This window comes from Halovivax cerinus (assembly GCF_024498195.1).
GTDB classification, from domain to species: domain Archaea; phylum Halobacteriota; class Halobacteria; order Halobacteriales; family Natrialbaceae; genus Halovivax; species Halovivax cerinus.
In genome coordinates this window covers 1,451,602-1,478,183 of the sequence record NZ_CP101824.1, presented here as the reverse complement: position 1 = coordinate 1,478,183, position 26,582 = coordinate 1,451,602, and the positions used below count along the sequence as shown (strand labels likewise).

Below are 26,582 nucleotides of genomic sequence, written 5' to 3'. Positions count from 1 at the left end.
GGTTCGAATGATCAGGTGATGCGACGGTCGCGGGTGTGGGCCGGAATTCTCGTCACGATTCTACTCGTCTCTATCGTCGGTACCCTGTCGGCCCCGGCCCCACTCGCGCAGTCGTCCCCGCATACGGCCGGGAGTGGCGCCCAGACGCTTCCCCAGGCCTGCCAGAACGCCAGCGCTTCGCTGACCAAGCCGAACCAGACGTCTGGGACGTTCTTCTACCCGTGGTACGGCGACGACGCCCACTGGAGCGACCAGGACCACGATCCACCCGACACGTGGTACGCGAACTACACGCCAGATCTCGTTCCAGGGTACCAACCCGAGATCGAACTGTACAACAGCACCAATCGGAGCGTCAAGCGCTGGCAGTTCGAGAAGATGCGCCAGGCGAACATCGAGGTCGCGATCTCGTCGTGGTGGGGACCTGGCAGTCGAACGGACGAGAATTTCGACACCATCGTCGACGAGATCATGCCGAGTGCGACCAATCCGCACCGAAATCTGAAGTGGGCGATGTACTACGAGAAGGAGGGGCCGGGATACAACAGCTCCGATGACTTCGACGATCCACCGGTCGACGAGATCGTCGACGACATCGAGTACATCAAAGCGAACTACGCCGACAGCCCGTACTACTACACGATCAACGGCTCGCCAGTGGTGTACGTCTACGGGGAGATAACGGACGACGGCGACCTCCAGGAGGGAGAGAACACCACGTACCCGGAGCGCTGGCGCCGAGTGAAGAACCAGACCGACGTCCACGTCGTCCTCAAGGTCAACGGGGATATGGCCGCGACGGAACCGGGGATCGACGGCTGGCACCAGTACGCACCGGCGAACCGGTTGGGAACCCAGCCCGACTCGGGCTACGTCTCGCCCGGGTTCACGAAGCCACATCCCGAAGACGCACCGTTCCTCGAACGCAACGCGACCGAGTACGAGACGGCGATCAACGACCTCGTTGACTACGACCTCTCGCACCTGCTGGTCCAGACGTGGAACGAGTACCACGAGGGGACCCAGATCGAGCCCGCCCAGCGGGTCCACCACAACGACTCCGGCACGTTCACGCCCCGAAACGCCTCGTACAACGATACCTACGTCGACATCACGGGCGAAGCCTTCGCAGACGTCGTCCCGGCGGGTCTGACAGCCGAAATTTCTAACTCGACCGAGCGCTTCAACCAGAGCACCGTACCGATCACGATCGAGGGGTCGAGTCCGTACGATGCATCCTACCGGGCGTACCTCTCGGTCGACGATGGTCAGTTCCAGGCGCTCGGGTGCGACGGGACGACCTCCGACGGCGCCGGTCAGTTCGAGACGAACCGGACGCTGACCGACGGCACGCACACGCTCACGACGTACGTGCGCGATGGGGACGACGATACGTCGACCGACAGCAATCGATCGATCACCGTCGACACGACGCCGCCCGAGACGACGCTCTCGACGAACCGGACACTAACCGACGGCTGGACGAACCGATCGGTCGAAGTCACCCTCCAGGCGACGGACGCGACGACCGGCGTCGAGACGACGGTCGTCAGTGTCGACGGTGGTCCAGACACCACGTACAGCGGTCCGATCACCCTGTCGGCGAACGGGACTCACGAAATCTCGTACTACAGCACCGACGAACTCCAGAACACGGAGGCGGTAACGAACACGACTATCGGTATCGACCGCGGGGCACCTGAGACAACGCTCTCTACGAACCGCACGCTGACCGACGGCTGGACCAACGGGTCGGTCGCGGTCAGCCTTGATGCGACTGATTCGACATCGAACGTCACCGAGACCCTCGTCAGCGTCGATGGGCAGCCTTTCAGCACCTACAGTGAACCGATCACCCTGGCGAAGAGCGGAACGCACATCATCTCGTACTTCAGCACCGACGAAGTCGGTAACGCAGCGTCCATCACGAACACGACCGTTGGGATCGACCGCGAGGCACCCGAGACGACGCTCTCGACGAACCGGACACTGACCGACGGCTGGACGAACCGATCGGTCGAAGTCACCCTCGACGCGACGGACGCGACGACCGGCGTCGAGACGACCGTCCTTCGCAGAGATGGGGGCGCGTTCGACCCGTACACCGGACCGGTGTCGCTCACGGCGAACGGCACTCACGAGCTGGCGTACCACAGTGTCGATCGGCTCGACAACACGGAACCGACCGCGAACGCGACGGTCGGAATCGACCGAGGATCGCCGACGATAGTGAACGCGACGGCGTCGAAGCGAGGGGATCTGACGCCCGGTGAGGCGTTCACGCTCACCGTCGAGGTGGCCGATGACCAAAGCGGCGTCCACGCCGTCAAGACGAACGAGACAGCCCTCCGAGAGGCGGACGGGAACTGGACTGCGACGGTCGAAGCGCCCGAGACCACTGGCAACCACACGCTCTCCGTGGCCGTCACCGATACCGCCGGGAACCGAAACGGAACGACGCTCAACCTCACCGTCACCGCCGACGACTCGGGCGGTCCCGGCTTGCCGCCGCCACCGCCGGAATCCGACCCGGAACCGTCGCTTTCGGTCCGAGAGACGAGCCTCGACACGCCGGAGATCGACGCCGGGAACTCGATCGCGGTCACCGCAGTCGTCGCGAACACCGGTGACGCCGCCGGCGACCGCACGCTCGAACTCGCACTCGACGGATCGGTAGTCGGGACGAGGACGGTCTCCGTCCCGGCCGGCGAACGCGTCGAGGCGAGGCTCGAACACGCCATCGACGAACCTGGCACCTACGAGGTCAGCGTCAACGGCGAGGCCGTCGGGACGGTCACCGTCGAGGAGGCGTCGGCGGAATCGCCGGCGGAGACCGACGAGAACGAATCCGAGTCCACGCCGGCCGGCGACGGTTCCGACGGCGGTGACGGCATCCCCGGCTTCACACCGGTCGCCGCGCTCGTCGCGCTCGTCGTTCTCGGAGTGGCACTCCGCCGGCAGTAACGATTCGCGACGGGCGCCACAGCCGGTGATTCGACTACCGTACAACCTCACGATGTGCTTCCCGTTCGGCACCCCCAGTTAACCGGTGACGTTCGAACCGGCGAGGCGGACGGTTTCGGCCTTCAGAAACTGCAACTGGCCCGCACCTTCGAACCCTTCCCGTAACAGCGCCGTCGTACCATCACGCGCTACTGTGTCGGTCTCCTGCAACGGCAACCGACGAAGCAATACCAGTATTCACCGATTTGAGTTTATCTCCGCTTGATATATGTATCGTAAATCCAGACACCTGCAAATATGAATCCGAAGTAAACCCCTACCGCGAGTAGCTGAATGAGAATATCGATACTGCCCATCGGACCCAGTAGTAGTGGACCACGTGCCATAATACTACTATCCATATAGTAATACTATACCTTCTCATTCGTCGTCGCTACTCCCGGGACTACGTCGACAGCGATGGACGATCGGCCGACCGGATAGGCAGCATCGCTCCTCCGAACGGTGCCGGAAAGCGGCCCGTACGCCGGCCGCTGCTATTGAGTCGACGAATGGGGAAAACGCGCGCGTTCGATCCGGTGGGACCGGGATCGGTAGTGGGGGTGCCTGCAACAGGATGCGCGCGGAGCGTGGACTGTGATGCTAGTCGGCAGGGTGTACTGTCGTCGCTCGTTACTCGTCTTCGTCGTCAGCGTCGCCGTCGTCACCCGGCGATCCTCCGTGACCCGGTGGGCCGCCCTCGTCGTCGCCGTCATCGTCGCCATCGTCGTCATCGACGTGGTCCGGCGGACCCTGGCTGCTCTGATTGCCGCCTGCGTGGTCCGGCGGACCGGCGTGGTCGGGCGCGTTACCGGGGTTGTTGTCGTGGACGAACTGGGAGACGATGAGCCCGAACGGGCCGTCGGCTTCGTCCTTGTTCTCCTGGATGAACTGCGACAGGATCTGGCCGAAGCCGACGTCAGTCGCCTCGTCGTCGGCGTCGAGTTCGACCGTCGTCGACGCGGACGCGTTGTCAGCGGTGGCCGTGACGGCGATCGTCACGTCCGACTCCGGCGCGGGCAGGGCGACAGTCCCGTTCGCGTCGGTCTCGTAGGTACCGACGCCCGCGTACCCTTCGTCGTCCGATTCGTTGTCTTCGTCGGATTCGTTGTCGTCCGCGTCGTCATCGTCCGAGTCGTCCGCGAGCGTGACGTTCACGGAAGCGTTCTCGACCGCGCTCCCGTTCGCCGTCACGTGGACGACCGGGTCGCCGTCGGTATCCGAGACGGCGACCGACAGCTCGTTCGTCTCATCGGCCGCCGCAGCCACGCCGAGCGGCGCCAACGCGGCGACGACGAGCAGGGCCGCCAGCGCAGCAGCGACGGGTGCGTTGATTCGATTCATTGCACTCGATAACACTCGCGAGTCCCGGATAAAGCCCCCAAGCAGTTCGTTCCGTTTGAACTCGTACAGGACGGTCCGAGAGACGACGAAAGCGTTTATAACGGAATCTGAACGTTCAATAGAGGGAGACTGACACGCTATCGCGGGGTCGAACGACGGCTCTGAATGCGGACGATCCATCAGCAGCCGACCCGGACGGCGATCGATTCGCCAGTAGGCGAGACGAGCGACACTCGGTGCGGCCAGCAGGTGAAACGGGCGGCGATCGATCACCAGTGGGCGAGACGAGCGGCGTTCACGTCGCCCGAGAACCCCAGTTCGGCGTCCGCCGTACGATGGTCAGGACTCGGCGCGCTCGACGAGCGCGGCTGCCTCGGCTGCCGCGCGCTCGCGGACGCGATCGGCGTCGAGCGTCCGCACATCGCGATCGCGCATGAGGACCCGTCCGTCGCAGACGGTGTGTCTGACGTCGCTCGCCGCGGCGGCGTACGCCAGGTGGCTCACGAGGTCGTGGTGTGGCGTCAGGTGGGGCCCGGAGAGGTCGATCACGGCGAGGTCGGCGGGTGCACCGGTCTCCAGCCGACCGGCCGGGAGGCCGATCGCTTCGGCGCTGCCGGCGGTCGCCATCTCGACGACGTCCGCGGCGGCGACGGCGGCTGCGTCGTCGGCCGCGAGCTTGCCGATCATCGCCGCGTCGCGCGCCTCGTCTAACAGAGAGAGGTCGTTGTTCGACGCGGCGCCGTCGGTGCCCAGTCCGACCGTCACGCCGGCGTCGAGCAGGGCCTGAACGGGCGCCATCCCGCTCGCGAGCTTCATGTTCGAGGCGGGGCAGTGGATCACGCCGGCGCCCGTCTCCGCCAGGAGGGAGATCTCCGTCTCGTCGACGTGGACGCCGTGGGCGAGGAAGTCCCCGGGTTCGAGCAGGCCCAGCTCGCGGGCGTATTCGAGCGGGCGGACGCCGTGTTCCTCGACGATGGGTGTCACCTCGTCGTTGGTCTCGTTGGCGTGGAGGTGGATCGGAACGCCCGCATCGCGCGCTTTCGGGACGAACTCCTCGTAGATTGCCTCGCTCACCGTCGTCAGCGAGTGGGGCATGAAGGCCGTCCGGACGCGGCCGTCGGCGGCGCCGTCGAACGCGCGGGCGAATTCGAGCCCCGTCTCGGCGTCTTCGCGCGCGTCCTCGTGGTCCTTCCCGACGGAGATGACGCCGTGGCCGAGTCTGGCGCGAACGCCGGCGCGGTCGACGGCGTCAGCGACGCGATCCATCTCGAAGTACATGTCCGCGAAGCCGGTGATCCCCGCGCGGACCATCTCCAGCAGGCCGAGTTCCGCACCCGCCTCGATCGCCTCGGGCGTGAGTTCCGCCTCGGCCGGCCAGATGTCCTCGGACAACCAGGCATCGAGGGGTTTGTCGTCCGCGTAGCCCCGAAGGAGCGTCATCGCGACGTGGCAGTGGCCGTTGACGAAGCCAGGCGTGACGAGCGCGTCCGTCGCGTCGAGTACGGTGTCGGCGTCGTCGCCGAGGTCGGGACCGATCGCTCCGATCTCGCCCGTCTCCTGGTCGACGAGGACGTCCGCGCGGTCGACGGTCAGGTCCGGTCGGAGGACCCGGCCGCCGGTGAGTGCGAGCGTAGACATACCCCGTCGTTTCGCCCACGGGCGCCTTAGCGTGTCGGTCCTGGACCGACGGCGATAACGGATCATCGGACGCCGTCGGGCGGGAGAGCGGCCGGGCGTCCTGCCTGGGCCGTCGCGTGGCACCGACGCGACCGCAGATGACAACATGGGAAGATTTACCGCGGCCAGGACCCTCGAGGCGCGTATGAACGATCGGTCGGGATCGGACGAGGCGTCGGGGAGTACTGCGACACGCGATCCCACGTCGGAACCACCAGCGAACGAACCGAACCCTGCGACAGCCGAATCCGATCGAACCACGACGGGCGAATCCGATCGAACCACGACGGGCGAATCCGAGCCGACCACGACGGACGATGCCGATCCCGAGACGGTCCGACGCTGGGCGATCCTTTGTGGTCTCCTCGGCGTCGCCACGCTGCTGGTCGCGCTCGCCACCGGCGTTCAGGGTCCGATCGGTGAAGCGATCGGCGCGGCCGTACTCGGATGCGCGTTCGTCGGGGTCGCCGTCCTCGGCCCCCGTCGAGCGCCCGGTGCCCTCCAGGCGCTGGCCAACGGCTGGGCCGAGCACCGACGGTACACCGGCGGGGCAGCCGGGCTCTTCTTCCTCGGCGTCGCCGGCGGGCTCGCTCTGGGCGCAACGGGCGTGAACCTCCTGCAGCTCATCACCGAAGTCACCGGACAGGACCCCTTCGCCGGAATCGAGGAGAGTGACCTCACCGCCTGGTGGTTCGTCCAGAACAACACGATCCCGTTTCTCGTCTCCATCGCGGGTGCCGTCTCGCTGGGGCTCCTGTCGGCGTACGTCATCGGGTTCAACGGCCTGCTGGTCGGCAACGTCGTCTGGTTCACCGGCGGCCTCGTCGGGGTCGATTACATCCTCGTCGGGCTCCTTCCACACGGTATCTTCGAACTGACGGCGCTGTTCGTCGCCGCCGGCGTCGGCTTCCGTATCGTCCATCGGCTGGTCGCACGCATCACCGGTCGCCGCGAGGCGTTCGTCACCCGGGCGTACCTCCGCCGGACCGCCGCACTCGTCGTCTTCGCCTGGTTCCTGCTCGTCCTCGCGGCGTTCGTCGAGACGTACGTCACCAGCCCGCTGCTCGAAACGGTGTTCGCCGAGCGCCTCGAGGGACTGGAAACCGCGTAGCGTCGTCGAGGTCACGTTCGCGACCCGCTCTCGGTTCGCGGCCCCCAGTACGCTCGCGCGTCGGGGGTGTGTATCTAACCGTTCGAAACGGTCGGACCACCGGGGGAGCCGTTCGAAACGGTCGAACCGTCAGGAGAACCGTTCAAAACGGTCCAAACGCTCGAAACGGGCACCAACGGTCTCCCGGGTTTTACGTCCCTCGTCGGTACGGTCAGCCCGCATGAACCGACGAACCTTCGTAACCGCGACCGCGGGCGGTATCGCCCTGACAGCCGGCTGTACGAGCTCACTCGACGGATTCGGCGGCGGAGAGCGCGGCACCGTCCGATTCTACGTGAGTGACGAGCCGAATCGCATCGACGACTTCGAGACGCTCGACGTGACGGTCTCCGCGGTCGCGTTCAAGCCCGCGGGCGAAGACGACGAATCGGGCGGCAACGAGTCCGAGACGGACGGCGGGAGCGACGCCAGCAACGAATCGGAGACCGACGATGGAAACGAGTCCGACGCCCCCGAGAGCGGCCGCGGCGGCTGGGACGAGTACGACCTCGACGATCCCACGGTCGACCTCACACAGCTGAAGGGACCGAAGGCCACCGTCCTCGACGAACTCGACGTCCCCACAGGGGAGTACGTCGCGGTCGACATGTTCGTCGCGGACACGCACGCGGTACTCACCGACGGGACCGAGACCACGCTGAAGATCCCCAGCGAGCGACTCAAGATCAGGACGCCGTTCACCGTCGCCGCCGACGAGGAACTCGACTTCGTCTACGACATCGCGCCAAAAAAGGCCGGCCAGAGCGGGAGGTACATCCTGACGCCGGTCATCAGCGAGAGTGGAACCGAGGCCGAGATCGAGGAGGTCGACGCGACGCGGTCGGGCGCGGAGAACGAGTGACGCCTGCACCGTCTCGTCGGACCGCTCCGCTGTATCGCCGGGAAGCTCCACTGTATCGTCGGACAGCGATTCGTTTTACGCTGCGTCCGGGACATCGCGAGCGTAACTGGGTATCCCCTCGGCAGTGGAGACGGTGATCCGTCGTCGATCACCGTCCGCGTCCCGTTCAGCGCGCATCACGCCAGGCTTCGAGCCAAACGATCTGCCCATCGAGCCCTGCGGACCCGAATTCCGCGACGACATAATCGACCGTATTGAGAACGTCTCGCGGGTGCGTTCGGACCCAGGCCTGGTCGGTATACAGCAAAACACCGGCGTGGTCGTGTCCCTCCGCCATCGAGACGAAGTCACGGTCGTTCGAACACAGGACGTGACCGTTCGCTCGACACCAGGCGAAGAGCTGCTCGTCGTCCGTCCCCGGTTCGAAGCGCTCGTCGGCGCGAACCGTTTCGTACCCGCTAGAGTCGAACGTGTGTTCGAGCACCCGCGGGACGTGCTCGTCGAGAAGAAGCGGAGGCGTCGTCATCGCTCACTCGACGGCCGTCGGCGGCTGAACGGTCCGCTCCGCGAGTTCGTCTTCGAGTGACTCGTGGCGCGCGCGGATCCGCGCCATTTCGTCCGCATGATCGTAATAATACGACAACGCGCCGTAGACGTCGCCGAGACCGATTCCAAGTTGGTCGGCAGCATCCTCCGGCGTCGAGGTGCCGGCGATCACGAGGTCGAACACGTGGAGAACCCCGATTCGCGTTCCCTCGATGCGTGGATCACCGCCGAGGACGTCGTCGGTCCGGACGATGGCTGTCATACCGACGAGTAAGTCGCCATCCCGTATAAACTACCGGACCGCTCGGACGGAACCGGACGGCGGTGAACGACCGAACTCGACCGGACGTGGTCGATGAATCGGTGACGCGGGTCGGTGTGGACGATACCGTTGTACGGTCACGCCCCACTCCCATCCTCCGGGAGCGGCGTCGCCGCCGCCCGCCGTCGTCGAAAGCGGTCGAACACTCGTTCGGGGAAGAGGCGGACCCCAAGGTTTCGGAGCCGGGCGCCGGTGGTCGACCGAATCGTCGCCAGCCAGCCCATGCGACGCGCCTCGTCGTGTACGCGATCGGCGCGGTCCTTTCGCTCGGCTTCGTAGGCGGCGAGCGCCGCCGTCGAGTCGTCGTGCGTCGCGAGTGCGTGCGCCAGGACGATCGCGTCCTCGATCCCCTGAGCGGCACCCTGACCGCCGAACGGAAGGAGGGCGTGGGCGGCGTCGCCGGCGAGGACGACGCGATCCATCTGCCACCGCTCGAGACGGGGCAGGTCGGCCAGCTCCGACCGGAAGACGTCGCCGGGTTCGAGGGCGTCGACGATACCGGGAATCGGCTCGGGATACCCGCGGTAGTGGTCGCGAATCGCCGCCAGTTTCGCCGCGGGACTCGCGGACTCGGGGGTGAGTGGCTCGGGGGCGGTTCCGAACCAGTAGACGCGATCGGCGTCGATCCGCGCCCCGCCGGTGTACGTGCCGACACCCCAGCACTGGAACCCACGACTGCGGTCGGCTGGTGGCAGCTCGACCGGGACGACCGCCCGGTACACGACGCTCTCCAGTCGACGCCGGTCCACCCCCGGCACGACCGCCTCGCGGACCGTCGAGTCGATCCCGTCCGCGCCGACGAGCACGTCCGGTTCGATCGTCGTCCCGTCCGCGAACACGGCGACCGGTGGGTCCGTCCGTTCGACGGCCGTACAGGTCGTGTCGGTCCGCACCTCGGTCGCGAGCGCGTCGAGGAGGAGCCGCTGAAGCGCCGCCCGGTGAATCGCGACGTAGCCGTGACCGAACGCGGCCCGTTCGACGCCCGCCAGATCGAGCCGTTTCAGTAGCGTTCCGGTCGGGGAACGGATCTCCCCGCCGGTAAGTTCGACGCCAGCGTCCCGAATCCGATCGGCGAGCCCGAGACGGTCGAAGACGAGCATCGCGTTCGTGTGGAGGAGGATGCCGGCGCCGACCGGCCGGTACTCGGTGGCCGCCTCGTAGAGCCGCGGCTCGATCCCCCGTCGTTCCAAGGCGAGCGCCGTCGTGAGCCCGCAGATGCCGCCGCCGACGATCGCCACGTCGAGCGTGTCGTTCCTGCTCATACCCGGTAGGTGGGTCCCCGATGGGACGCACTGACTGCCCCATAGAGACGGCCCTTTATGTAAGGGGTGCGATCGCACGACCATGCGATACGTCACGGTCCGGGTCGATCCGGCCGACAACGGCGGGCTCCACCCGCTCGGCGAGCGATTGAGCGCCGAACCGTCCATCACGCGAGAGGCGATCCACTCCGTCGAGCTGCTCGCAGACGGCACGGCCCTCCTGTTCGCCGAGGGCAGCGGCGATCGTGACCGGTACGAGGCGATCACGGCGAGGTCACCGCACGTGATCGACGCGCTCGTCACCGGCACCGACCCCTGGATCGCGGTGAGTCAGATCGAGCCCACGCCGCCCACTCGACGGCTCCTCGACCTCCGGCGCGAATCGAGCGTCAGTCTCGAGTTGCCGATCCACATCGAGGACGACGGCGCGCTACGAATCACGTTCATGGGGAGCGAGGCGGACGTGCAGGCGCTGTATCGAACCGTCGAAGGCGGGTCGGCGCTCTCGTTCGAGGTCTGCGAGACAGGGTCGTACGATCCGGACGAGGCATCGCTCGCACGGCGATTGACGGATCGCCAGCGGGAGGTCCTCGAAACGGCGGTCGATCTGGGATACTATCGCGCGACCCGGGAGGCGACGCTCGAAGACGTGGCCGAGGTCGTCGGTATCTCGCCCTCGACGGCCGGCGAACACCTCCGAAAGGTCGAAGCACGGGTGTTTTCGCAACTGGTTCGGTGACGAACTGGACCGTCGGAACGGCCACGGTCAGCTATGCGTCCCACGTCGGTTCGATTCGCGTTTCGATCGCCGCGAGTACCGTCGCGTACACGTCGAGTGGATGCAGCGACGGACGGTCGAGGTCGACAGTGTCGGTCCCGTCTGGTGGTCGATGGAAGTGGAGACGGTCGTCGTATCCGTTCGGGTGCCGATCCCAGCGACACTGCCAGTTCGGTTCGTCCGCGCGCGTCTCGACGTAGTGAGACGAGACGTCTCCGCTCTCGAACCACCGACTGTCGAGCCGGGCGGCCGTGACACTCGGTGGATAGCGATCGGATTCGAGCGCGGCGGAGAGGAGCCTCGGTTCGTACACGTCCGGGTCGAACTGCGTTGTGGAAACGAGCGGATCGGTGGACAACTGGCGTTCGATCAACTGAAGCGTCGCTCGATCCGGCGGGCCTGTCGATAGGGGTCGATCCGCACCCGGTCGGCCAGGAAACACGACGGGCCAGCACCGTCTGCGCACGACGGGGCCGACTCAGTTTGCACACCCTGCCAACGACGGGGCCGACTCCCGGTCGCGACGCTCGCTCACCCGCTCCGCCAGATCGGAGACGATCGCACGCCGTTCTACCAGTGCACCGACGGCTCGCGTACTCACTCCGCCGGTTCGCGTACTCACTCCGCTGCCTCGCCCTCCTCGAGCGTCTCGCGCCAGTCTTCGATCTCCTCGTCCTCGTCCTCGGCGTCGTCGAGGCGCTGTTCGTAGTAGGCCATCGGGTGCGGAATGCGCTCGCAGAGGTCGTCCATGTTGACGCAGTCGCCGTACGATTGCATGGTGGCACAGGAAGGTGGCGAGTACTCCGTCGGCGAGGTCTCCCCGCGGATGTGGTCGGTCTGGTAGCGGGTCATCTCCTCGCCGAACGCGGAGTTGACGCGGTAGAGTTCGACGATCTCGTCGGTCGTCATGCCGATCGAGGAGAGGAAGGCCGTGATGGCGAATCGCGAGTGGTGGGGCAGGTGCTCGCCCTTCTGGATGTCGTCCAGCAGCGCCTTCATACAGGGCGGGAAGAGCTCCGGGACGACCGTATCGATCTCGCGGACGAGTTCGAGTTCGGCGACGAGTTCACGGAGGGCGGCCGCTTCGTCGTCGAGCGCCTCGGCGATCGGATCCGGCACGTCGGGGAAGGGAAGCCCCTCCTCGACGCGGCTCCCGACGGCCTCCCGGAGGAGCGTGAGGAGTTCGGTCTCCGTCACGGTAACCTCGCCGTCGGCCAGCGCCCGGTTGACCAGTCGCCACTCGTCGCCCCAGCAGTCCGCCGCGAGCGGGAGGTACGCACCCACCTCGATCAGGTAAGTGGGTTCGTTCCTCGGACGACCGGTCGACCCCGCCGTCGGACCGGCCGCCTCTTCGGGGGCGACGGCCGCCGCCAGTTCGGGCGGCGCCTCGCGAACCGCGTCCACGAGGTCGAACTCGGCGAGCAGGTCGTCCAGGTCGAGTCCGGCCGAGTCGACGCTCTTGAGTTCCGTCGTGTCGGCCAGGTCCGCGACGATCCGTTCGTGGGCCACCGCCGCCTCCGCACGCGCGTACCGCCGAACCAGCACCCGCTCGCCGACCAGCGAGACGAGTACCCGCGCGACCGGGTACGACAACAGTTCCGTCCGCACGTCGGGCGCGGGCTCTCCCACGTCGCCCTCCTCTAGCGCCCACTCGACGCGTTCCATCGCCCGCTCGACGACCGCCGGCTCCGACTCCACGACGCTCGCCAGGTCGACCGCCGCCTCCGCAACGGCCTCTCTCGCCGCCTCGAAGAACGGGTACCGCGCGTGGCGAGCGTCCATCGCTAGCGGTGAATGTGTGCGAACGAGGATAAACACGATGGTTGATACGGACAGGGTTGATACCCGGCCTCACCGCCGCGATCGAACAGGCCGAGTGAGCGCCCGTCGCGACGGTCGCCGTCGAGAACGCTGAGGCGCTCCGATCACGGGCCGAGTGTCGCCGACTTGAAGAGCACGCCCCACGATAGAGGTGGTATGCCGCGAGTCACGCGCGACGGGGTCGAACTCGCCTACGAGGTCGATCCGATGGGAGAGGACGACTCCGACCCGGACGCGACCGGGAGCGACACCGGCGAGGCTGACGAGCGATCCGACACGGAGACACGGGTCCGCGACGACGCCCCCGTCGTTTTCGTGCCGGGGATCGAGACCGGCCGGTGGGCCTGGCGCTGGCAGCGCGAGGCGTTTCGCGGCCGCCGGCGAGTCGTCGCGCCGTTCCTCCGGGGTACCGGCCCGCGCGTGCTCGCCGACGGCGGCGTCGCCGTCCACGACGACCGCGGCCGCTCGGACGCGGGTCTGTGGCCGGTCGTCCCGTCGCTTCCAGGTCCGCTTCGACGCCCGATCGTCGGTCGCTGGGGCGGGTACACCGTCTCCGATCTCGCCGCCGACCTCGATGCCGTCCTCGCCGACGACGCGGCCCTCGGTCTGGGACGGTCGCGCGGTCGCGTCCACCTCGTCGGACAGGGCCTCGGCGGTGCCATCGCCCTGCAGTACGCCGTAGCGTACGGCCGAGTGCGATCGCTGACGCTCGTCGGGACGCGCCACGGCGGGACTGAGGTGCCGGAGACGCCCGACTCGGTCCGCCGACAGCAACGCGATCCCGACGGGGGATCCGAACTGGCTCGCAAGCGCGCCCGCCTGCGCCCATTCCTCACCGACGCGTTCGTCGCACGCAACCCGCGACTGCTCGAACGGCTTCGCGTCTGGCAGGACGAGCAGGGGCCGGCCACCGCCACGCGCGACGCCCAGTGGGCCGCCTGGAACCGCTTCGATCCGAGCGATCGCCTCGCCGACGTCTCGGTTCCGACGCTCGTCCTCCACGGCACGGCCGACCGCATCGTCCCCGTCGAGAACGGTCACGCACTCGCCGAGGCCATTCCGGAGAGCGAGATCGAACTGATCGAGGGCGGGCCGCACCTGGTCGGACTGGAGCGGGCAGACCGCGTGACCGATCGGCTGGATTCGTTCCTCGACGCACACTGACTGGGGTCGGACCGCTCCTCCCAAAGATCGCACCGGACGTCCCCGCGGGGCCGCACCGAATCCAATGTTACCCGCGGGGACGCACCGGAACCGATCCCTCGGGCGCCCACCGGTGGCGGCCTGTCGAGTGGCGTCCCGACGGGCGCTCACCGAAGGAGTGTCAGGTCGTCGCGACCCGTCGAGTACACCCGACTGCGATCGCGCGGCTGTGTCGCCTCGATCGGGAGGGCGCCGTGGATGGTGAACCGGCGCCCTTCGGAGACGAGGTCGTACTGTGTGGTGTGAGTGGACGTACACACGTTCGACGGGAACGTACTGCCCGGTCCGTCTCTACTACCAGCCGCCCCTATCGATACGAGCTGTTTTCGTTCTATTACATTCGATAGGCTCATTTATTTTCAGGAGTATGTGCGAGTATGAGACGAGCGCCTGGAGGAGACACTCGTCCAATCGACTCCGCTTCGGCCACGGCCGAAAGCTATTCCGTCGGGGATAGGCAGCGGTCTGGACTCGCTAGTCGGCGAACTCGAGCGTTCGCCGAGGGTACACCCACAGGCGGTTCCCCCATCACTGGACGAGGGCGGAGCGCACACGTCTCGCGATGAGCGAGAGTTACGGCACCCGGACGGAACGGGTCGCGCTACTCGTTTGTGTTACCGCCTCCGCCATCGCCATCGTCTCCGCCTATAGGAACCCCGCACGCGGATACGAACTCTCGATGTATCGTGCCACCCCGACACTGTTCTGGGGGTTCGTCGTCGGGTCCGTCCTCCTCTCGGTCCCCATCGCGTTCCGTTCGAAATCCACGCTGAACAGCGGCCTCGCGGCGACCAACGTCGGGTGGACCGTGTTGGTTGTGGGTGCGTTGCCGGTCATCCGCGGATACCGATACCTCGGCACGAGCGATGCGCTCTCGCACCTCGGAATGGCACGGAGTATCGTGACGGGGTCCACCTCCGTAACAGAGATTCTCTACCCGCTTCTGTCACTCCTCTCGTCCGTGGTCGCACTCCCCGCCGGACTCCCCCTGGAAGCAGCCATGCTGCTTCTGTTACCGGTCTGTACGGCTGCGTACATCCTATTCGTAACCCTGATAGTGCGGGATCGAAGCGCCTCGAACCCAGCGACAGTCATCGCGTGTGTAACGGCCTGTCTCTTGCTCCCCGTAAACCAGGTCTCGCGGGCTGGAACGTTCTACCAACCGTATCCAACCCTCCTCGCTATTTTCCTCACGCCCATCGTCCTGTACCTCCTATTCCGGTCAGTCACATCCGATCGCGCCGGATTCGTGCTCGGGTCGGTGGTCGGACTCGTCGTCCTCGTTCTCGCCCACCCCCAACAGGCGTTTAATTTCGTACTGATCGGAATCACGATTCCACTCGTGTTTCACATCTCCGCGTCGGGAACGGGACCCGCCATGCGGCCCGGGAGGGTCGTGTCGGCCACGGCGATCACCGGCCTCATCTTCTGGCGGTGGGTGTACGGGTTCGACCCGTTCAAACGCTCGGTCTCCGGGCTCGTGCGGTCGATCGTCCAGTTCTCCGGATCGACGGGAGACGTCTCCGGCGCCGGGAGCTCGCTCGCCCAGCTTGGCGGGTCCATCGAAGAGCTATTCGTGAAACTGTTTCTCGTCTCCGCGGTCTTCTGCGCGATCGGCGGCCTCTACGGGGTCGTATTACTCCTCCCCGGCCGTGTGCTCCCTGACGCACTAGAGCGTGTTTCGGCTCGCTCGAGCGATCTCGAGAGAGGATTGACCGTCTCGCTGATCCCCCTGTTCCTCCTCTTTGGCTTCTACATCGCGTTCTCGTCACAGTACTTCCGACATCTCGGGTTCATCATGATGGTGATATCCATTCTCGCCCCGTTAGGGATGGGCCAGCTGTGCGAGCAGTTCCCAACACGGCGCAGAGCCATCTCCACCGTCCTCTCGGTCGCGTTCATCGTCTTTCTCCTCCTGTCGATCCCGATCGTTCACCTCTCGCCGTACATCTATCAACCGACCAGCCACGTCTCCGACGCGGAACAGGCCGGGTACGCCTCCCCCCTCGATCGAGTGCAGGACGGATCGTACATACACTACCTCAGAACGGATCCCGAGCGGTACTACGACGCGTACGTCGAGTGGCAGGAGCCGATCCCGTTTACGACACGCCAGGTCCTGTACGACGGGAACTCGCTCCCGGTCGGCGATCCGACCGGTGACTACACGGTCCTCACGCGGAGCGACTACGAACGAGAGGTGGGCCTGTACGACGAACTGCACGTCACCGAAGCCGACCTCGACGGGATGGATTCGAGTCCAACCGTCTCACGGTTCTACACCAACGGGAACGTCGAGTGGTACGTCCACGGAACGGCGTGAGTCGTGGGTCGACGGAGCGCAATGGGCGAACAGTTCGAGACGTCCCTGCCGACCTGGGTGCCGGACCGACCGACGAAGCTCACCTCGTCCGGATCGCCGTTCGCCAGACGACGACCGATCGAGCGCTGCCGTGACCGGTCGAGCCGATCACTGAGGCGACCGACGCCCATGACTGTAACGCGCAGGGACGATTTCCCACCGTCGTGGCAGCGTAGATTCGCAGGCGGGTCGCTACGGATCCACGTAGCCGAGTTTCTCGAGCTGGGCGATCGCCTTCTCCTCGGCTTCGTCCCGGTCGGTCGTCGGCTCCAGGGTGGGTTCGTACGTCCCGGTGTCGGTTCCGGCCGTCTCCACCCACGGCACTCGTCTGATCGACGGGTGGAGGACGCCGAGCGGGTGTTTGTACAGGACGCCCCACTCGCCGAACGCCTCGCCGTGGTCCGCGCTGATGACGACGGTCTCGGCGTCCAGATTCTCGAGCAAGAGTGCGACGTCGTCCAGAACCTCGCGAAGCTGGTCCAGGTAGGCGGTCCAGATCGGTTCGCGGTCGTGGCCCTCCCTGAGCGCCCTGAAGGGTTCGGCCTCGAAACGGTACAGTTCGTCTCTCCCCTCCGCCCGGGCGTTCGCCGCGTACGGATGGTGCGGTTGTGAGTAGTGGAGGATCATCCGATCCGGTGTGTCGGTTCGCCAGGTGTCGATGGCTCGCTCGGTGACCGGTCGGGGTTCGGTGTGCCACTCCGGGTGATCGGGGGTGTACAGCCACGGTTGATCGAGCGAGTGCAACGTGTTGGCGTCGACCGTCTGCCAGTTCGACCACGACCAGCCGCGGCCGTCGTCGGGACGCTCGCCGTCGACGAGCACGCGCTGGGCGAACCCGTTCGCCGAGATGTACGCGGTGTCGCGTATCGTCTCGCGATACTCCTCGCGGAACGTACTCGCGATCCACTCGCTCGACCCGCTGCCGACGGACCAGATCGAGTCGACGGCGGACTCGTCGAGAAACGGGTACTCGCTCGCGACGGACGCCAGCGCGTCGACGCGGCAGGTGTCGAGGATCACGAGGACGTCCCACTCCCGGTCGAAGACGTTCGTCCCGAACGGGCGCCTGGAAAAGACGGACATCGCGGCCCCCACGTACGCGTAGTACGCCGTCCGGACGAGTTTTCCATATACCATACGTAGATAAAATAACTACTAGCACTAAATCTTTCTTCTATTTGTCGTAGGTAGATTTGGGTGGCTCGTCCCCGCGACGGGGCACAATCGACGGCAGAATCAGCAGTCTCTGTCTCGGTTGGGATGTCGCGACGGAACCGACCCGACGACTCACGTCGAGCGTGCGCTCGCTGATCGCCCGGACGGTCGCCGAGAGTCGATCGCGGACACCGTTCCCGGGGCGCGGTGGGTACGTACTCGCACGACGGCGATCGAGGGTGGTTCGTTCGAGGTGTGTCGATCGATTGTGGACAGGTACGGCCACGGAGTCGTGCCCGTAGAATCGTCCAGTTGGCGTACCCGTCCCCATTTCCCGAGGAGAGCCGGCTCCGCTACGGCGTCACGGCGCCGGTGTTCCCCTTCGAACGACGACCGGACTATCGATCTCGGGACGGCGTACCCGGCCGCGGGAGTCGTCACCTGACCGGCATCACGACTCAGTCCGCCCCACGAGAGGTGCCCGAGACGGCGACGACCGACTGCCGTGTGGTCACCAGGAGGTGGCCACCATCGATCCAATAATTTGTGTTCCAGACAGATTTATTGGACTTGGCGCCGTCGGTCCGCCCATGACCGACGACGATCCCGGCGTCGACACGTGGACGAAACACGCGACAGCGTTCGATCGCGTCCGCGCGATCGCTCAGGCACTCGATCGGCCGCGTACCGCGGGGTACATCGCCGACGATGCAGCCGTCTCACCCACCACCGCGAACGACCACCTCACCCGACTCGTCGAGATGAACGTCGTGCGAACCGTCGAATCCGACGGTGCGACGGCGTACGCACCCGATCCGCTCTACGTCCGGTTTCAGACGCTTCGCGAGTTGCTGGAAACGCACGACCACGACGAGCTCCTCGATCGGAAAGCCGAATTGCAAGACCAGCTCGGCGCGTACGAACGCGAGTACGACGTCGTTTCTCCGACAGCGCTGCGCGAACGCGCCGCGACGACCGACTCGGCCGACGAAACGGTCGCCCTCAAGGAAGCCGCCAGCGACTGGGAACTCACGCAGTACCACGTCTCCGTGGTCGACGACGCGATCGAACACTACGCGGAGTTCGACCAGCTGACCGACCGCGCTCACGCCTAGGATGGCCCCGACAGACGACGGGCGAGATCCGCGACGCGCGTCGCACGCCGCCCTCCAGGGAATCCGTCGAGAGCTCCGTAGACACCCTGCGATCACGAGCGTCGACGGCCACCCCCACGACGCCCTCTACACCCAGCTCCGCGCGGCGATCGACCCGCTGCTCGTCGGCTCGGACGCGCCACCCGGAACCCTCACGGTCGCGTGGTTCGTTCGACCGGCAGGCGCTCCGCCGCACTTTCGCTTTCACTACGCAGACGACACCGGGTTCGACTGCGGCTGGCACCACCACGAGCAGACGCACGTCGACGGCCTCGGCCACTACCAGGAACGAGCGAGCGATGGCGACTCGTACGCGTACGAGCCCTTCGCGTTCAACAGCGTCGAACCGGCGCGCGTCACCTGGGAGATCCTCGACGAAGTGACCGCGATACTCTCCGAGAAGTGACGCACGACTCGAGGGTCGACGAACCGAACGAGTACGATCGTGACGCCCGTAGCGAGGAGTGAGTATGGCAGCCGAGCGCGACCAGCAACAGATTCCCGACGATCTCTCCCCCGAGGATGCGGCGCTACCGCATCCGGTTCCTCGGCCGGCACGACCTGGACGAACACGCGGAGATCTACGACGAACTCGCGACCGAGTGAGTCGCGTTCGATTCGATCACCCGGGCGCGGACTGACGCGATCGGCGGCCGCGTCGTGGCGCCACCCGAAGCTATCGGTTTCGGATACTCGACGCGACAGCCGACTCGCCGACGCGCTCGTCAGTGGCGACACACCGGTGCGATCCGGTGGGACGCCGCCGATTCGTCAAACGACCGCGAGCGTCGATCGCGGACACCGTTCCCGGGAGGAGCTGTCGACGTGCTCGCACGACGGCGATCGAGGGTGGACGGTTCGAGGCGAACTCGATCGAAGTGGCGGGGTGGCGAGTGCTATCGGAGCGATCGCTTGGCGATGCTACCGCATCCGTTGGACCTCAACGAGGGTGAGTCGACAGCCGGAGGGACTCGCGACGTGGGTGTGCGGGCCCGTCGCAACGATTCAGGCACGTCGAGGGCACAGCCGCCGGTCGAGTAGCCACCCGGCCGTTCTCGATGCCATCGGGCGCTCGGTCACTCACCCGTGTGGACATCGGTGCGGCGATGGGATCGCACCGACTGGTATATCGATGGCACACCTCTCGTACCCTATGGGAGTCTTCGCCGACGAAGCGAGCGAATTCGCGCGTTCGAGCGATGTGACGAATAGCGAGCGCGAGCCGCTGGGAACTCGCCTCCGCGGACTGGCGGCCGACCTGGACGTCGACTCCGTCGAAGAAGTTCGGTCCCTTCGAGAACGGCGATGAGACTCTTTCTCGATACGAATTGCTTCATCGCGGCGGTGACCGACGAGCCCGAAACGGGCGCCGTCGCCACGCAGCTGCTCGACGCGGATCACGAGTTCCCAGCGGCGACGATGAATCTCATGGAACTACGCTCCGTTCTGACGAAGAAACAGCGCCTCAAACAGTCGCGAGCGCAGGAAATCCAGCACGAAATTACGGCCGACGTTCGTGTCGTCATTCCCGACGCGTCCGACATGATGGCCGCGAATCGACTGCAAACGGATACGCTCCGCTACCCGATCGATTGCCTCGTTCTGGCCTGTGCGCACAATCACGACGCCGAGCTCGTTTCCTTCGACGCCGAGTTACGGGATGGCGGTGCCCTCGATCCGACGGCCGTCGCCCAGGACTAGCGCACCGAGTCACGATCGCTCGCGAGAGTTGTCTCTGGTTCGAGTCCGTTTGCAAGCGAGACGCACGCGTCCGGATCGATGCGGCGTCCCCAACCGGCCACGTATCGTCTCCGTTCGACGGGCGATCGAGAGTGGAGGGTGGGGCAACGTCGCAACTCGCATCGAAGCCGACGGTAGCGGACCCGCGCTCGCACGACGGCGATCGAGGGTGGTTCGACGGGTATCGGATCGAGAGTGGAGGGAAGTGTCTCGTTCAGTGGACGGTAGGGTCGCTACCGCATCGCCTGGACCGCCGCGAGCGTGCGTCGACAGCCGCAGGGACTCGCGACGTGGTGATCCGAACTGCAGGTCCACACGCGACGATGGTGTCGACACAGTTCGGTCACGACGGGGAGGCCGACTGCTCGACCAGGTTCTCTCGGACCGATTCTGTTGGCGGCGCGGGTCGAGGGTATCGGGATCGGACAGTGGGTCGGCCGTCGACGAGAACGGACGTCCGTTCCCGTACGCTCTCGTCCGCGGTACGGCGCCACTGATCGAGCCAGACACGCTCGCCGGCGAGGTCGGTCGGTGACTAGTGTTCGAGGATCCGTTCGATGGACCGAACCGCCCCGTTCGGATCCGCGCGCGGAAACACCGGATCGGTGTAGATGACGATCCCCGCGTGGTCGACGCTATCGCCGACCGCGCCGCCGACGTCCGTCTTGTCGTGCGTGACGAACACGTGACCTGCCTCGCCACAGTACTCGAGCAGCCGACGATCGTCGGTCCCTTCTCCGAACACCGAATTGGCCGTCACGACGACGTACCCGTTCGATCGGAGAGCCGTGACGAAAACGCTCGGAACGTGTTTCCGACTACGCGTCAGCACCCGAGGACGAACTGTCTACGGAATACGGGTCTCACCGATGAAGACGGGTTCACCTCCCCGCGTGCGCGTCCGCCCGCACCCCGGGCCAAACCGTTATTAGAGAGCTACACATATGTATAGCTATGAGCGCGGACAGAAAATCGATCCCGGTCTCGATCCCCGACGGCCTGGTCGAGGAACTCGATAAACTCGTCGCGGAGGGAAAGTTCGGTTCGCGGTCCGACGCACTCCGATACGGAGCCCGCCTCGTGGCTCGCGAATCCCGGTTGAAACGCCTCCACGAGGAGACGGCTCACCGGGCGAAACAGGACGTCGAGGACCGACTGGAGCGAAAACGTGTACGTTGATACCGACGTCGTGTTATCGGTGCTAAAAGACGACGATTGGCTGTCTTCTGCCGTCGACGTAGACGCGATCGCCGACCCGAAGACGTCCGTCGCAACCTGTATCGAAGTCCAGTACGCTATGGAAGGCGAGTGGGGACTCGACAGGCTGACGACGATCCACGACCGGCTCGATGCGAACGAAATCACGATCGTTCCGTTGCGAATCGAGCATCTCGATGCTGGAATGGTGTTACAGCGCGCGTACGATCGACTGAACCAGTTCGATGCGATCCACCTCGGCGCGGCGATGGTGCTCGAGGAACCGATCGTCTCGACCGATACCCTCTACCCCGATATCGTGGAAGTCGATCACATCGATCCGCGAGAACTCGCCTGACCCGGGGACTCGGCCGAGTGGCATCAATCGGCGGGAAAGCCGGTGGCGAGCCGCTCTCGACCGAGTACACGTTCGATCAGTACGAACCCGGCATCCGGTGCTCGGAACGTGTTCGTCGGTGCAAACCGAGCGCGTCACTGTGCTGGTTCCGGCGGCTGCAACGCCTCGTCGGCGAGCGTCGACGTCGTCTCCTCGCGATCCCGACGGAGGTGACGCATCTCCTCGGGATGGTCGTGATAGTACGCGAGCGCCGTGTATATCTCAGCGTGGCTCCGGCCGAGCTGATCGGCCACGTCGGCGGGGGCGTAGCCGCCATCGATGACGAGTTCGTAGACGTCGAGAACCCCGACACGCGTCCCGTCGATGCGGGGCTCGCCACCGAGAACGTCCTCCGTGCGAACGATACTGGCCATGTACGGTCGACAGTTGGTCGCGATAGCCTATACACGTTCGTCGGCGCCACCGTCGGCTGGCACACCGAGAGCCGGGAACCCGACCGCGTCGACCAGTCGAGCGCGTCGATGTGGAACGGTCGGAGACGGAAACTGTGCTCGGTATTCGCCCGATCCGAGTCGACTTCGAACGAACGACCGGCGGGCTGACAGGAGACGAGCGCGCAGCGGGAGTGCCCCGCTCGCACGGCGGCGATCGAGGGCGGACGGATCGAGAACGAACTCGATCGAGCGTGGGCGGCGTGGCGAGTTCGTTCGTGGGATCTGTCGGTCGCTACCGCATCCCCTGGACCGCCGCGAGCGTGAGTCGACAGCCGGAGGGACTCGCGACGTGCGTGTGCGGGCCCGTGGATCGACCGCCGGACGGCTCGACGGGCCACGTATCGACTCCTCGCATCGGAGAACTGGATCAGCGACAGTGGAACGCACGACCGGAATCGCGACGACCGCTACGCGTTCCGATCGATCCACGCACAGAACGCATCGAAATCGTTGGCACCGGCACGTTCCGCACTATCCCTGAGCGTCCCCGTCCGACGTTCGTCGTGCAACGGCACCGGCACCCACCGTCGATCGTCGTCGTTCGTCGGGTGTTCGTCGTACAACTGCGCGTGATCGCCCGTCGTCCGTCGCCACTCGAATCCGCCGACATTGACGAGGACCGTCACGACCTATCGGCCGGAAACCGTGCGGCGTCCAATCCTACTCGAGGACGTCGGGCGGTTCCCGCTCGCCAGTCTCGTTCGCCCCCGGATCGATCCCGAGGTCTCGACGTTCCGCGTCCGTCGGCTCCCGGCCGCGATCGCCCCGCCGGAGCGCGACCGCATCGTCGAGAGTGTCGAGCGCAGCCTCCCGGGACGATCCCTGCGTCGTCACGCCCGTCTCGACGTCTCTGGCGATCCACCCCCTCTTCGCGCCACAGCCTGATTTCGGCCTCGTGGACGGGCCCGTTACTCGAGGAACTCGCCATCGTTCCCGTCGATACGGCGACCGGTCCGATACGGATTCGGCCAGTCCCGGCCGACGCTGTTACAGACGCACAGAAGTGCACGGAGGAAGCCAACGGCTTCAGCCGAGGGCGGAATCCGATCCGTCCCACCCCGGGAGTGACGGCGTGCCGTCGACCCACCGGATGGACGAGAGGGCAGACGGGAGCTGCCCGAGGCGCTCGTCGAGAACGGCGAGCGGATGCACATCGAGAACCGAGGCTTCGTATCGAGCGATCGGCGCGTCCTCGTGATCGAGTTGTACGTGGCACGGCCCGAGATCCGGGTGATCGCCGTCCCGATGGAATCCGAACATGAGCCGTCGTGCGGGCTCGATCCAGTTGAGACGGTAGTATTCGTGCGAGTTACCCGTCAGATTCCAGAATCGAATTTCCAGCCGAGCGCGGTCACATCCGTGGGATCGACCGAGGAACGGCTCCGGATCGACCGAGGCGATCACGTGCCGGGGCGCCGACGGGACGGTCGGTACCGAACGTCCGAACAGCCGGGCTGGTTCGTCAGCCGATCGTGGACGTCACGGAGGAGCGTCCGTTGGGTGTAGCGGTCTCGATGTGCGAGGAAGATCATGCGGTGTGCGCCAGGTTAGCTCGCGGCGCCGTCGGCGGCGTCCGCCATCGTCTCACGAGCGGATTCGACGTCCGAATAGAGGGAGAGTGCGTGTTTGATGAGTTGCCGATCCGCCTCGTTCTCGCGCCAGAACCCGATCACGTCGCGACGTTCGCGGAGGTCCTCGCTCGAGAGGTCGTCGTCCGCGAGCGACCGTTCGAGTTCCTCCCACGTCTCGACGCCGTAGGTCTCCCGCCACGTTTCTACTTCCTCCGTGATCGCAGCCAACTCGTCCCGAAGCGCTTCGCGCGAGTTGTCGCCGATGAGCGCGCGAATTTCCTCGAAGAGTAACGTGGTGTAGTCCGGCTCGTAGCGCGTCGCGTCGCCGACCGCAACGCGACGGATCCGCCCCTGCTCGACCAGGGACTCGAGTTCCTCCTTCGTCGTCCCCCACGCCGCCTCGGCCTGGTCACTGATCCAGTTGACCGAACGGGGCTCCCGAAGCGTTTCCGCGATCGAACGGATCCGCTCGCGCGCACTGTCGGTCTCACTCCACGACCGGACGCCGTCCCGCGAGGACTCGGACATCCCTGACACCTCTATCGACTCCATTCGAGATTGTATCTCATATATGTTCGCATCCCCACGACTATCCTCGAAGGAGCGGTGACGGATGCCCGTTCCGCCGACGAGGACCGCCAGGTCTCGCCCCCGTCCGAGTCGGTCACCGAGCCGGCGACCGGTTGGGAGTGACGAGCGTGAGCGAGGCCGACAGTGACCGCGCTCGCACGACGGCGATCGAGGGTGGCTGGTTCGACGGGGATCGAGCGTGAGCGATGGCGAGTTCGTTCGTGGATCTGTCGGTCGCTACCGCATCCCCTGGACCTCGGCGAGCGTGAGTCGACAGCCGCATGGACTCGCGACGTGCGTGTGCGGGCCCGTGGAGGTGTAGCGGGTGACCGGGCGGTCGCAGTGCGGACACAGCGGGAAGGGAGCGTCCGCGGGGTCGGGCGCGTCCGGGGCGTCGACGGGGTCGGGCGCGTCCGGGGCGTCGACGGGGTCGGGCGCGTTCTCCGGGTCGGGGGCGTCGACGGGATCGGGCTCGTCTCTCCTCACAGCTCATCAACTCCGAGGCGCACGACTTCCTCACGGGTCAGCGCGCACTGGCAGGGATCCGCGGTGTGCATGTCCGGGCCGAACATCCAGACCGTGATCACCGGCTCGCCGCAGTGGGGACACGGCGGATAGTCGATCGGGCGGTGGCCCGGTTTGGCCGCGTACGTCGATGGCGGCGCTGGATCGAGGACGAGATACTCCGCATCGTCGTCGTCCGCGCAGGCGACGCGCGGGAGAAGATCGGTCCGGAGGTGTAGTGGGGTGCTAGACTCGTGAGCATCCGTTTGTGAGCGGTAGGCCGGCTGTGCGTGGCGTGTATCCGTGGTGACTCTATACGCGGATCGTGGCTTTCAGTCGCATCCTCTTACGGGATCGGACGCCACACTCCGGGTACTCGTCACACCCGGAGGGGTTGCTTCACAGCCAGCGAACCGCCGCCGAGGAGTCACGGCTCGCGGGCTTCTGGCGGGACGCCGTCCTCGCCCTCGCCGAGGTGCTCTCTACGCCGGTTCGGTTCGAAAACGCGTGATCGGAACGTCGGTGACGTCGTCGTAGTCATCATCGGCACCGACCAGGAGCGTCCCATCTAGGTGTGCCGCAGTCCCGAGAGCGAACGCGTCGCCGAGCGCCGGCGCGTAGCGAAACGTGAAATCAGCCGCTACCGGCCACGTTGCGTCGGTGTCGACGCGGCGGATCCCGCTCTCTTCTAACACATCGACGACAGCGTCCGCCCGCTCTTCACCGTCGATCGCACGAACGACGTAGTGGACCTCGGCGAGATTGATCGCCGAAATGTAGCCGTTCGCCGCACCTTCGACCGCCTCTACGTACCGCTCGACGGTATCACTTCCCGGTTCGTCGCAAAAATAGGCGATCAGCGGTTCGGTGTCGAACACGATCGTCTCGGGGATCTCTGACCCGATCGTCATGCGTCGGACTCCTCATCATCGGCGTACCGCTGGCGCAACGCTTCCTCGCTCGCTCTGTCAGAAGCGCGTTCCTCCCGCAAGCGCTCCACGGCCGAACGACCCCGCTCGTCGGTCTTTCCGGACAGAACCCCACGCAGATCCGTAACCGAGTGGATAGGACGAACGACGATTTCGCCCTCGTCCGTCCTGACGAACTTCACCCGCCCGGGCGTCTCGATCTCCAACTCTTCGCGGAACTCTTTCGGGATCGTGGCCTGCCCGCGGGATGATACAGAGACCACTTTCTCAGACTCAGATTTACTCATACTTTCTCGTATTCATACTGCGGTTCGAACATACATAACCATTTCGCGGCTGCTGTGCGCTCGACAGGGAGGTGGTCGATCGGGTGTGACGATCGAGGGTGGTGCGGATTCTATCTGAGGGATCGCTCGGTCGCTACCGCATCCCCTGGACCGCCGCGAGCGTGAGTCGGCAGCCGCAGGACCGACGACTAAAAGACGGGGTCGAAGCAACAACACCGACGCGGGATTCAGCGTTGTGGAACCGACGAGGGAGTCACGCCGCACCGTCATCGAAGGGTCACTTCGGCCGGGCG

Annotated in this window: 32 protein-coding genes and 1 pseudogene; 13 read left to right on the top strand and 20 right to left on the bottom strand. The window is 65.8% G+C overall.

Going from position 1 to position 26,582, the window contains the following annotated elements:
* The first annotated feature begins 18 nt into the window (after positions 1 to 18).
* A complete protein-coding gene (locus NO366_RS06785) occupies positions 19 to 2,964 on the top strand; it encodes an OmpL47-type beta-barrel domain-containing protein (RefSeq protein ID WP_256533568.1) in 2,946 nt (981 codons plus the stop codon).
* A 78-nt stretch (positions 2,965 to 3,042) separates the two neighbouring features.
* Here NO366_RS06785 and NO366_RS06780 read toward each other — a convergent pair whose 3' ends face one another.
* The 3 genes from NO366_RS06780 to NO366_RS06770 all read right to left on the bottom strand — a co-directional run bounded on the left by NO366_RS06780 (position 3,043) and on the right by NO366_RS06770 (position 5,985).
* Positions 3,043 to 3,192: a hypothetical protein gene (locus tag NO366_RS06780; protein ID WP_256533567.1), complete on the bottom strand. Its 150-nt coding sequence runs from the start codon at positions 3,190 to 3,192 to the stop codon at positions 3,043 to 3,045.
* A gap of 444 nt (positions 3,193 to 3,636) precedes the next feature.
* Positions 3,637 to 4,347, bottom strand: a complete 711-nt coding sequence (locus NO366_RS06775; protein ID WP_256533566.1) for a hypothetical protein — start codon at positions 4,345 to 4,347, stop codon at positions 3,637 to 3,639.
* 339 nt (positions 4,348 to 4,686) lie between these two features.
* Positions 4,687 to 5,985: an amidohydrolase gene (locus NO366_RS06770; RefSeq protein WP_256533565.1), complete on the bottom strand. Its 1,299-nt coding sequence runs from the start codon at positions 5,983 to 5,985 to the stop codon at positions 4,687 to 4,689.
* A gap of 184 nt (positions 5,986 to 6,169) precedes the next feature.
* Between NO366_RS06770 and NO366_RS06765 the strand changes: the two genes are divergently transcribed.
* Both NO366_RS06765 and NO366_RS06760 read left to right on the top strand, forming a co-directional pair.
* Complete coding sequence (locus tag NO366_RS06765; RefSeq protein WP_256533564.1) at positions 6,170 to 7,135, top strand: stage II sporulation protein M; 966 nt, start codon at positions 6,170 to 6,172, stop codon at positions 7,133 to 7,135.
* Between the two features lie 220 nt (positions 7,136 to 7,355).
* Positions 7,356 to 8,036, top strand: coding sequence for a DUF4382 domain-containing protein (locus NO366_RS06760; protein ID WP_256533563.1), 681 nt, complete (start codon positions 7,356 to 7,358; stop codon positions 8,034 to 8,036).
* A 166-nt stretch (positions 8,037 to 8,202) separates the two neighbouring features.
* Here NO366_RS06760 and NO366_RS06755 read toward each other — a convergent pair whose 3' ends face one another.
* The 3 genes from NO366_RS06755 to NO366_RS06745 all read right to left on the bottom strand — a co-directional run bounded on the left by NO366_RS06755 (position 8,203) and on the right by NO366_RS06745 (position 10,166).
* Positions 8,203 to 8,562 (bottom strand): DUF5615 family PIN-like protein, encoded by a 360-nt coding sequence (locus NO366_RS06755; protein ID WP_256533562.1) that lies wholly within the window; start codon positions 8,560 to 8,562, stop codon positions 8,203 to 8,205.
* A gap of 3 nt (positions 8,563 to 8,565) precedes the next feature.
* Positions 8,566 to 8,844, bottom strand: a complete 279-nt coding sequence (locus NO366_RS06750) for a DUF433 domain-containing protein (protein ID WP_256533561.1) — start codon at positions 8,842 to 8,844, stop codon at positions 8,566 to 8,568.
* 137 nt (positions 8,845 to 8,981) lie between these two features.
* A complete protein-coding gene (locus tag NO366_RS06745) occupies positions 8,982 to 10,166 on the bottom strand; it encodes an FAD-dependent oxidoreductase (RefSeq protein ID WP_256533560.1) in 1,185 nt (394 codons plus the stop codon).
* 82 nt (positions 10,167 to 10,248) lie between these two features.
* Here NO366_RS06745 and NO366_RS06740 point away from each other — a divergent pair, with 82 nt between their 5' ends.
* Entirely contained in the window at positions 10,249 to 10,905 is a 657-nt protein-coding gene (locus NO366_RS06740) for a helix-turn-helix domain-containing protein (protein WP_256533559.1), read from the top strand.
* A 31-nt stretch (positions 10,906 to 10,936) separates the two neighbouring features.
* On the opposite strand, the gene NO366_RS06735 is transcribed toward NO366_RS06740, so the two are convergent.
* From NO366_RS06735 to priL, 3 genes are all read right to left on the bottom strand, one after another.
* Complete coding sequence (locus tag NO366_RS06735) at positions 10,937 to 11,317, bottom strand: toxin-antitoxin system TumE family protein (protein WP_382274428.1); 381 nt, start codon at positions 11,315 to 11,317, stop codon at positions 10,937 to 10,939.
* 105 nt (positions 11,318 to 11,422) lie between these two features.
* Positions 11,423 to 11,566, bottom strand: coding sequence for a hypothetical protein (locus NO366_RS06730; protein ID WP_256533557.1), 144 nt, complete (start codon positions 11,564 to 11,566; stop codon positions 11,423 to 11,425).
* On the bottom strand, positions 11,563 to 12,726 hold the full coding sequence (gene priL, locus NO366_RS06725; RefSeq protein WP_256533556.1) for a DNA primase regulatory subunit PriL: 1,164 nt from the start codon (positions 12,724 to 12,726) through the stop codon (positions 11,563 to 11,565). The genes NO366_RS06730 and priL overlap by 4 nt, the downstream gene beginning before the upstream one ends.
* A 195-nt stretch (positions 12,727 to 12,921) precedes the next feature.
* Here priL and NO366_RS06720 point away from each other — a divergent pair, with 195 nt between their 5' ends.
* Complete coding sequence (locus tag NO366_RS06720) at positions 12,922 to 13,929, top strand: alpha/beta fold hydrolase (protein WP_256533555.1); 1,008 nt, start codon at positions 12,922 to 12,924, stop codon at positions 13,927 to 13,929.
* A gap of 146 nt (positions 13,930 to 14,075) precedes the next feature.
* Here NO366_RS06720 and NO366_RS06715 read toward each other — a convergent pair whose 3' ends face one another.
* Positions 14,076 to 14,228, bottom strand: coding sequence for a hypothetical protein (locus NO366_RS06715; protein WP_256533554.1), 153 nt, complete (start codon positions 14,226 to 14,228; stop codon positions 14,076 to 14,078).
* Between the two features lie 302 nt (positions 14,229 to 14,530).
* Here NO366_RS06715 and NO366_RS06710 point away from each other — a divergent pair, with 302 nt between their 5' ends.
* Entirely contained in the window at positions 14,531 to 16,291 is a 1,761-nt protein-coding gene (locus NO366_RS06710; protein WP_256533553.1) for a hypothetical protein, read from the top strand.
* 231 nt (positions 16,292 to 16,522) lie between these two features.
* On the opposite strand, the gene NO366_RS06705 is transcribed toward NO366_RS06710, so the two are convergent.
* Positions 16,523 to 17,467 (bottom strand): alkaline phosphatase family protein, encoded by a 945-nt coding sequence (locus tag NO366_RS06705; protein ID WP_256533552.1) that lies wholly within the window; start codon positions 17,465 to 17,467, stop codon positions 16,523 to 16,525.
* A gap of 608 nt (positions 17,468 to 18,075) precedes the next feature.
* On the opposite strand from NO366_RS06705, the gene NO366_RS06700 reads away from it, so the two are divergent.
* The 4 genes from NO366_RS06700 to NO366_RS06685 all read left to right on the top strand — a co-directional run bounded on the left by NO366_RS06700 (position 18,076) and on the right by NO366_RS06685 (position 20,340).
* Positions 18,076 to 18,600, top strand: a complete 525-nt coding sequence (locus tag NO366_RS06700) for a winged helix-turn-helix domain-containing protein (RefSeq protein WP_256533551.1) — start codon at positions 18,076 to 18,078, stop codon at positions 18,598 to 18,600.
* Position 18,601: 1 nt separating this feature from the next.
* On the top strand, positions 18,602 to 19,045 hold the full coding sequence (locus NO366_RS06695; RefSeq protein ID WP_256533550.1) for a hypothetical protein: 444 nt from the start codon (positions 18,602 to 18,604) through the stop codon (positions 19,043 to 19,045).
* A 747-nt stretch (positions 19,046 to 19,792) separates the two neighbouring features.
* Positions 19,793 to 19,948: a hypothetical protein gene (locus NO366_RS06690; RefSeq protein ID WP_256533549.1), complete on the top strand. Its 156-nt coding sequence runs from the start codon at positions 19,793 to 19,795 to the stop codon at positions 19,946 to 19,948.
* Positions 19,945 to 20,340 (top strand): type II toxin-antitoxin system VapC family toxin, encoded by a 396-nt coding sequence (locus NO366_RS06685; protein WP_256533548.1) that lies wholly within the window; start codon positions 19,945 to 19,947, stop codon positions 20,338 to 20,340. Before NO366_RS06690 ends, NO366_RS06685 begins: the two co-directional genes overlap by 4 nt.
* Before the next feature lie 574 nt (positions 20,341 to 20,914).
* On the opposite strand, the gene NO366_RS06680 is transcribed toward NO366_RS06685, so the two are convergent.
* Positions 20,915 to 21,211 (bottom strand): DUF5615 family PIN-like protein, encoded by a 297-nt coding sequence (locus NO366_RS06680; protein ID WP_256533547.1) that lies wholly within the window; start codon positions 21,209 to 21,211, stop codon positions 20,915 to 20,917.
* A 122-nt stretch (positions 21,212 to 21,333) separates the two neighbouring features.
* Here NO366_RS06680 and NO366_RS06675 point away from each other — a divergent pair, with 122 nt between their 5' ends.
* A complete protein-coding gene (locus NO366_RS06675) occupies positions 21,334 to 21,558 on the top strand; it encodes a ribbon-helix-helix domain-containing protein (protein WP_256533546.1) in 225 nt (74 codons plus the stop codon).
* Positions 21,548 to 21,934, top strand: coding sequence for a PIN domain-containing protein (locus NO366_RS06670; RefSeq protein WP_256533545.1), 387 nt, complete (start codon positions 21,548 to 21,550; stop codon positions 21,932 to 21,934). Before NO366_RS06675 ends, NO366_RS06670 begins: the two co-directional genes overlap by 11 nt.
* Positions 21,935 to 22,068: 134 nt before the next feature.
* Here the strand turns inward: NO366_RS06670 and NO366_RS06665 are convergent, their stop codons facing one another.
* The 6 genes and pseudogenes from NO366_RS06665 to NO366_RS06640 form a co-directional block, all read right to left on the bottom strand.
* Positions 22,069 to 22,347 (bottom strand): DUF433 domain-containing protein, encoded by a 279-nt coding sequence (locus tag NO366_RS06665; protein ID WP_256533544.1) that lies wholly within the window; start codon positions 22,345 to 22,347, stop codon positions 22,069 to 22,071.
* A gap of 488 nt (positions 22,348 to 22,835) precedes the next feature.
* A complete protein-coding gene (locus NO366_RS06660; RefSeq protein ID WP_256533543.1) occupies positions 22,836 to 23,054 on the bottom strand; it encodes a type II toxin-antitoxin system HicA family toxin in 219 nt (72 codons plus the stop codon).
* Positions 23,055 to 23,088: 34 nt separating this feature from the next.
* Positions 23,089 to 23,356: pseudogene (locus tag NO366_RS18635) on the bottom strand (type II toxin-antitoxin system HicB family antitoxin).
* A gap of 98 nt (positions 23,357 to 23,454) precedes the next feature.
* Positions 23,455 to 23,688 (bottom strand): hypothetical protein, encoded by a 234-nt coding sequence (locus NO366_RS06650; protein WP_256533541.1) that lies wholly within the window; start codon positions 23,686 to 23,688, stop codon positions 23,455 to 23,457.
* 287 nt (positions 23,689 to 23,975) lie between these two features.
* Complete coding sequence (locus NO366_RS06645) at positions 23,976 to 24,527, bottom strand: DUF7342 family protein (protein WP_256533540.1); 552 nt, start codon at positions 24,525 to 24,527, stop codon at positions 23,976 to 23,978.
* 279 nt (positions 24,528 to 24,806) lie between these two features.
* Complete coding sequence (locus tag NO366_RS06640) at positions 24,807 to 25,055, bottom strand: hypothetical protein (RefSeq protein ID WP_256533539.1); 249 nt, start codon at positions 25,053 to 25,055, stop codon at positions 24,807 to 24,809.
* Between the two features lie 343 nt (positions 25,056 to 25,398).
* On the opposite strand from NO366_RS06640, the gene NO366_RS06635 reads away from it, so the two are divergent.
* Positions 25,399 to 25,584: a hypothetical protein gene (locus NO366_RS06635; protein WP_256533538.1), complete on the top strand. Its 186-nt coding sequence runs from the start codon at positions 25,399 to 25,401 to the stop codon at positions 25,582 to 25,584.
* Here NO366_RS06635 and NO366_RS06630 read toward each other — a convergent pair.
* On the bottom strand, positions 25,556 to 25,984 hold the full coding sequence (locus NO366_RS06630) for a PIN domain-containing protein (protein WP_256533537.1): 429 nt from the start codon (positions 25,982 to 25,984) through the stop codon (positions 25,556 to 25,558). The genes NO366_RS06635 and NO366_RS06630 overlap by 29 nt on opposite strands.
* Complete coding sequence (locus NO366_RS06625; RefSeq protein WP_256533536.1) at positions 25,981 to 26,289, bottom strand: AbrB/MazE/SpoVT family DNA-binding domain-containing protein; 309 nt, start codon at positions 26,287 to 26,289, stop codon at positions 25,981 to 25,983. The genes NO366_RS06630 and NO366_RS06625 overlap by 4 nt, the downstream gene beginning before the upstream one ends.
* Positions 26,290 to 26,582 lie beyond the last annotated feature (293 nt).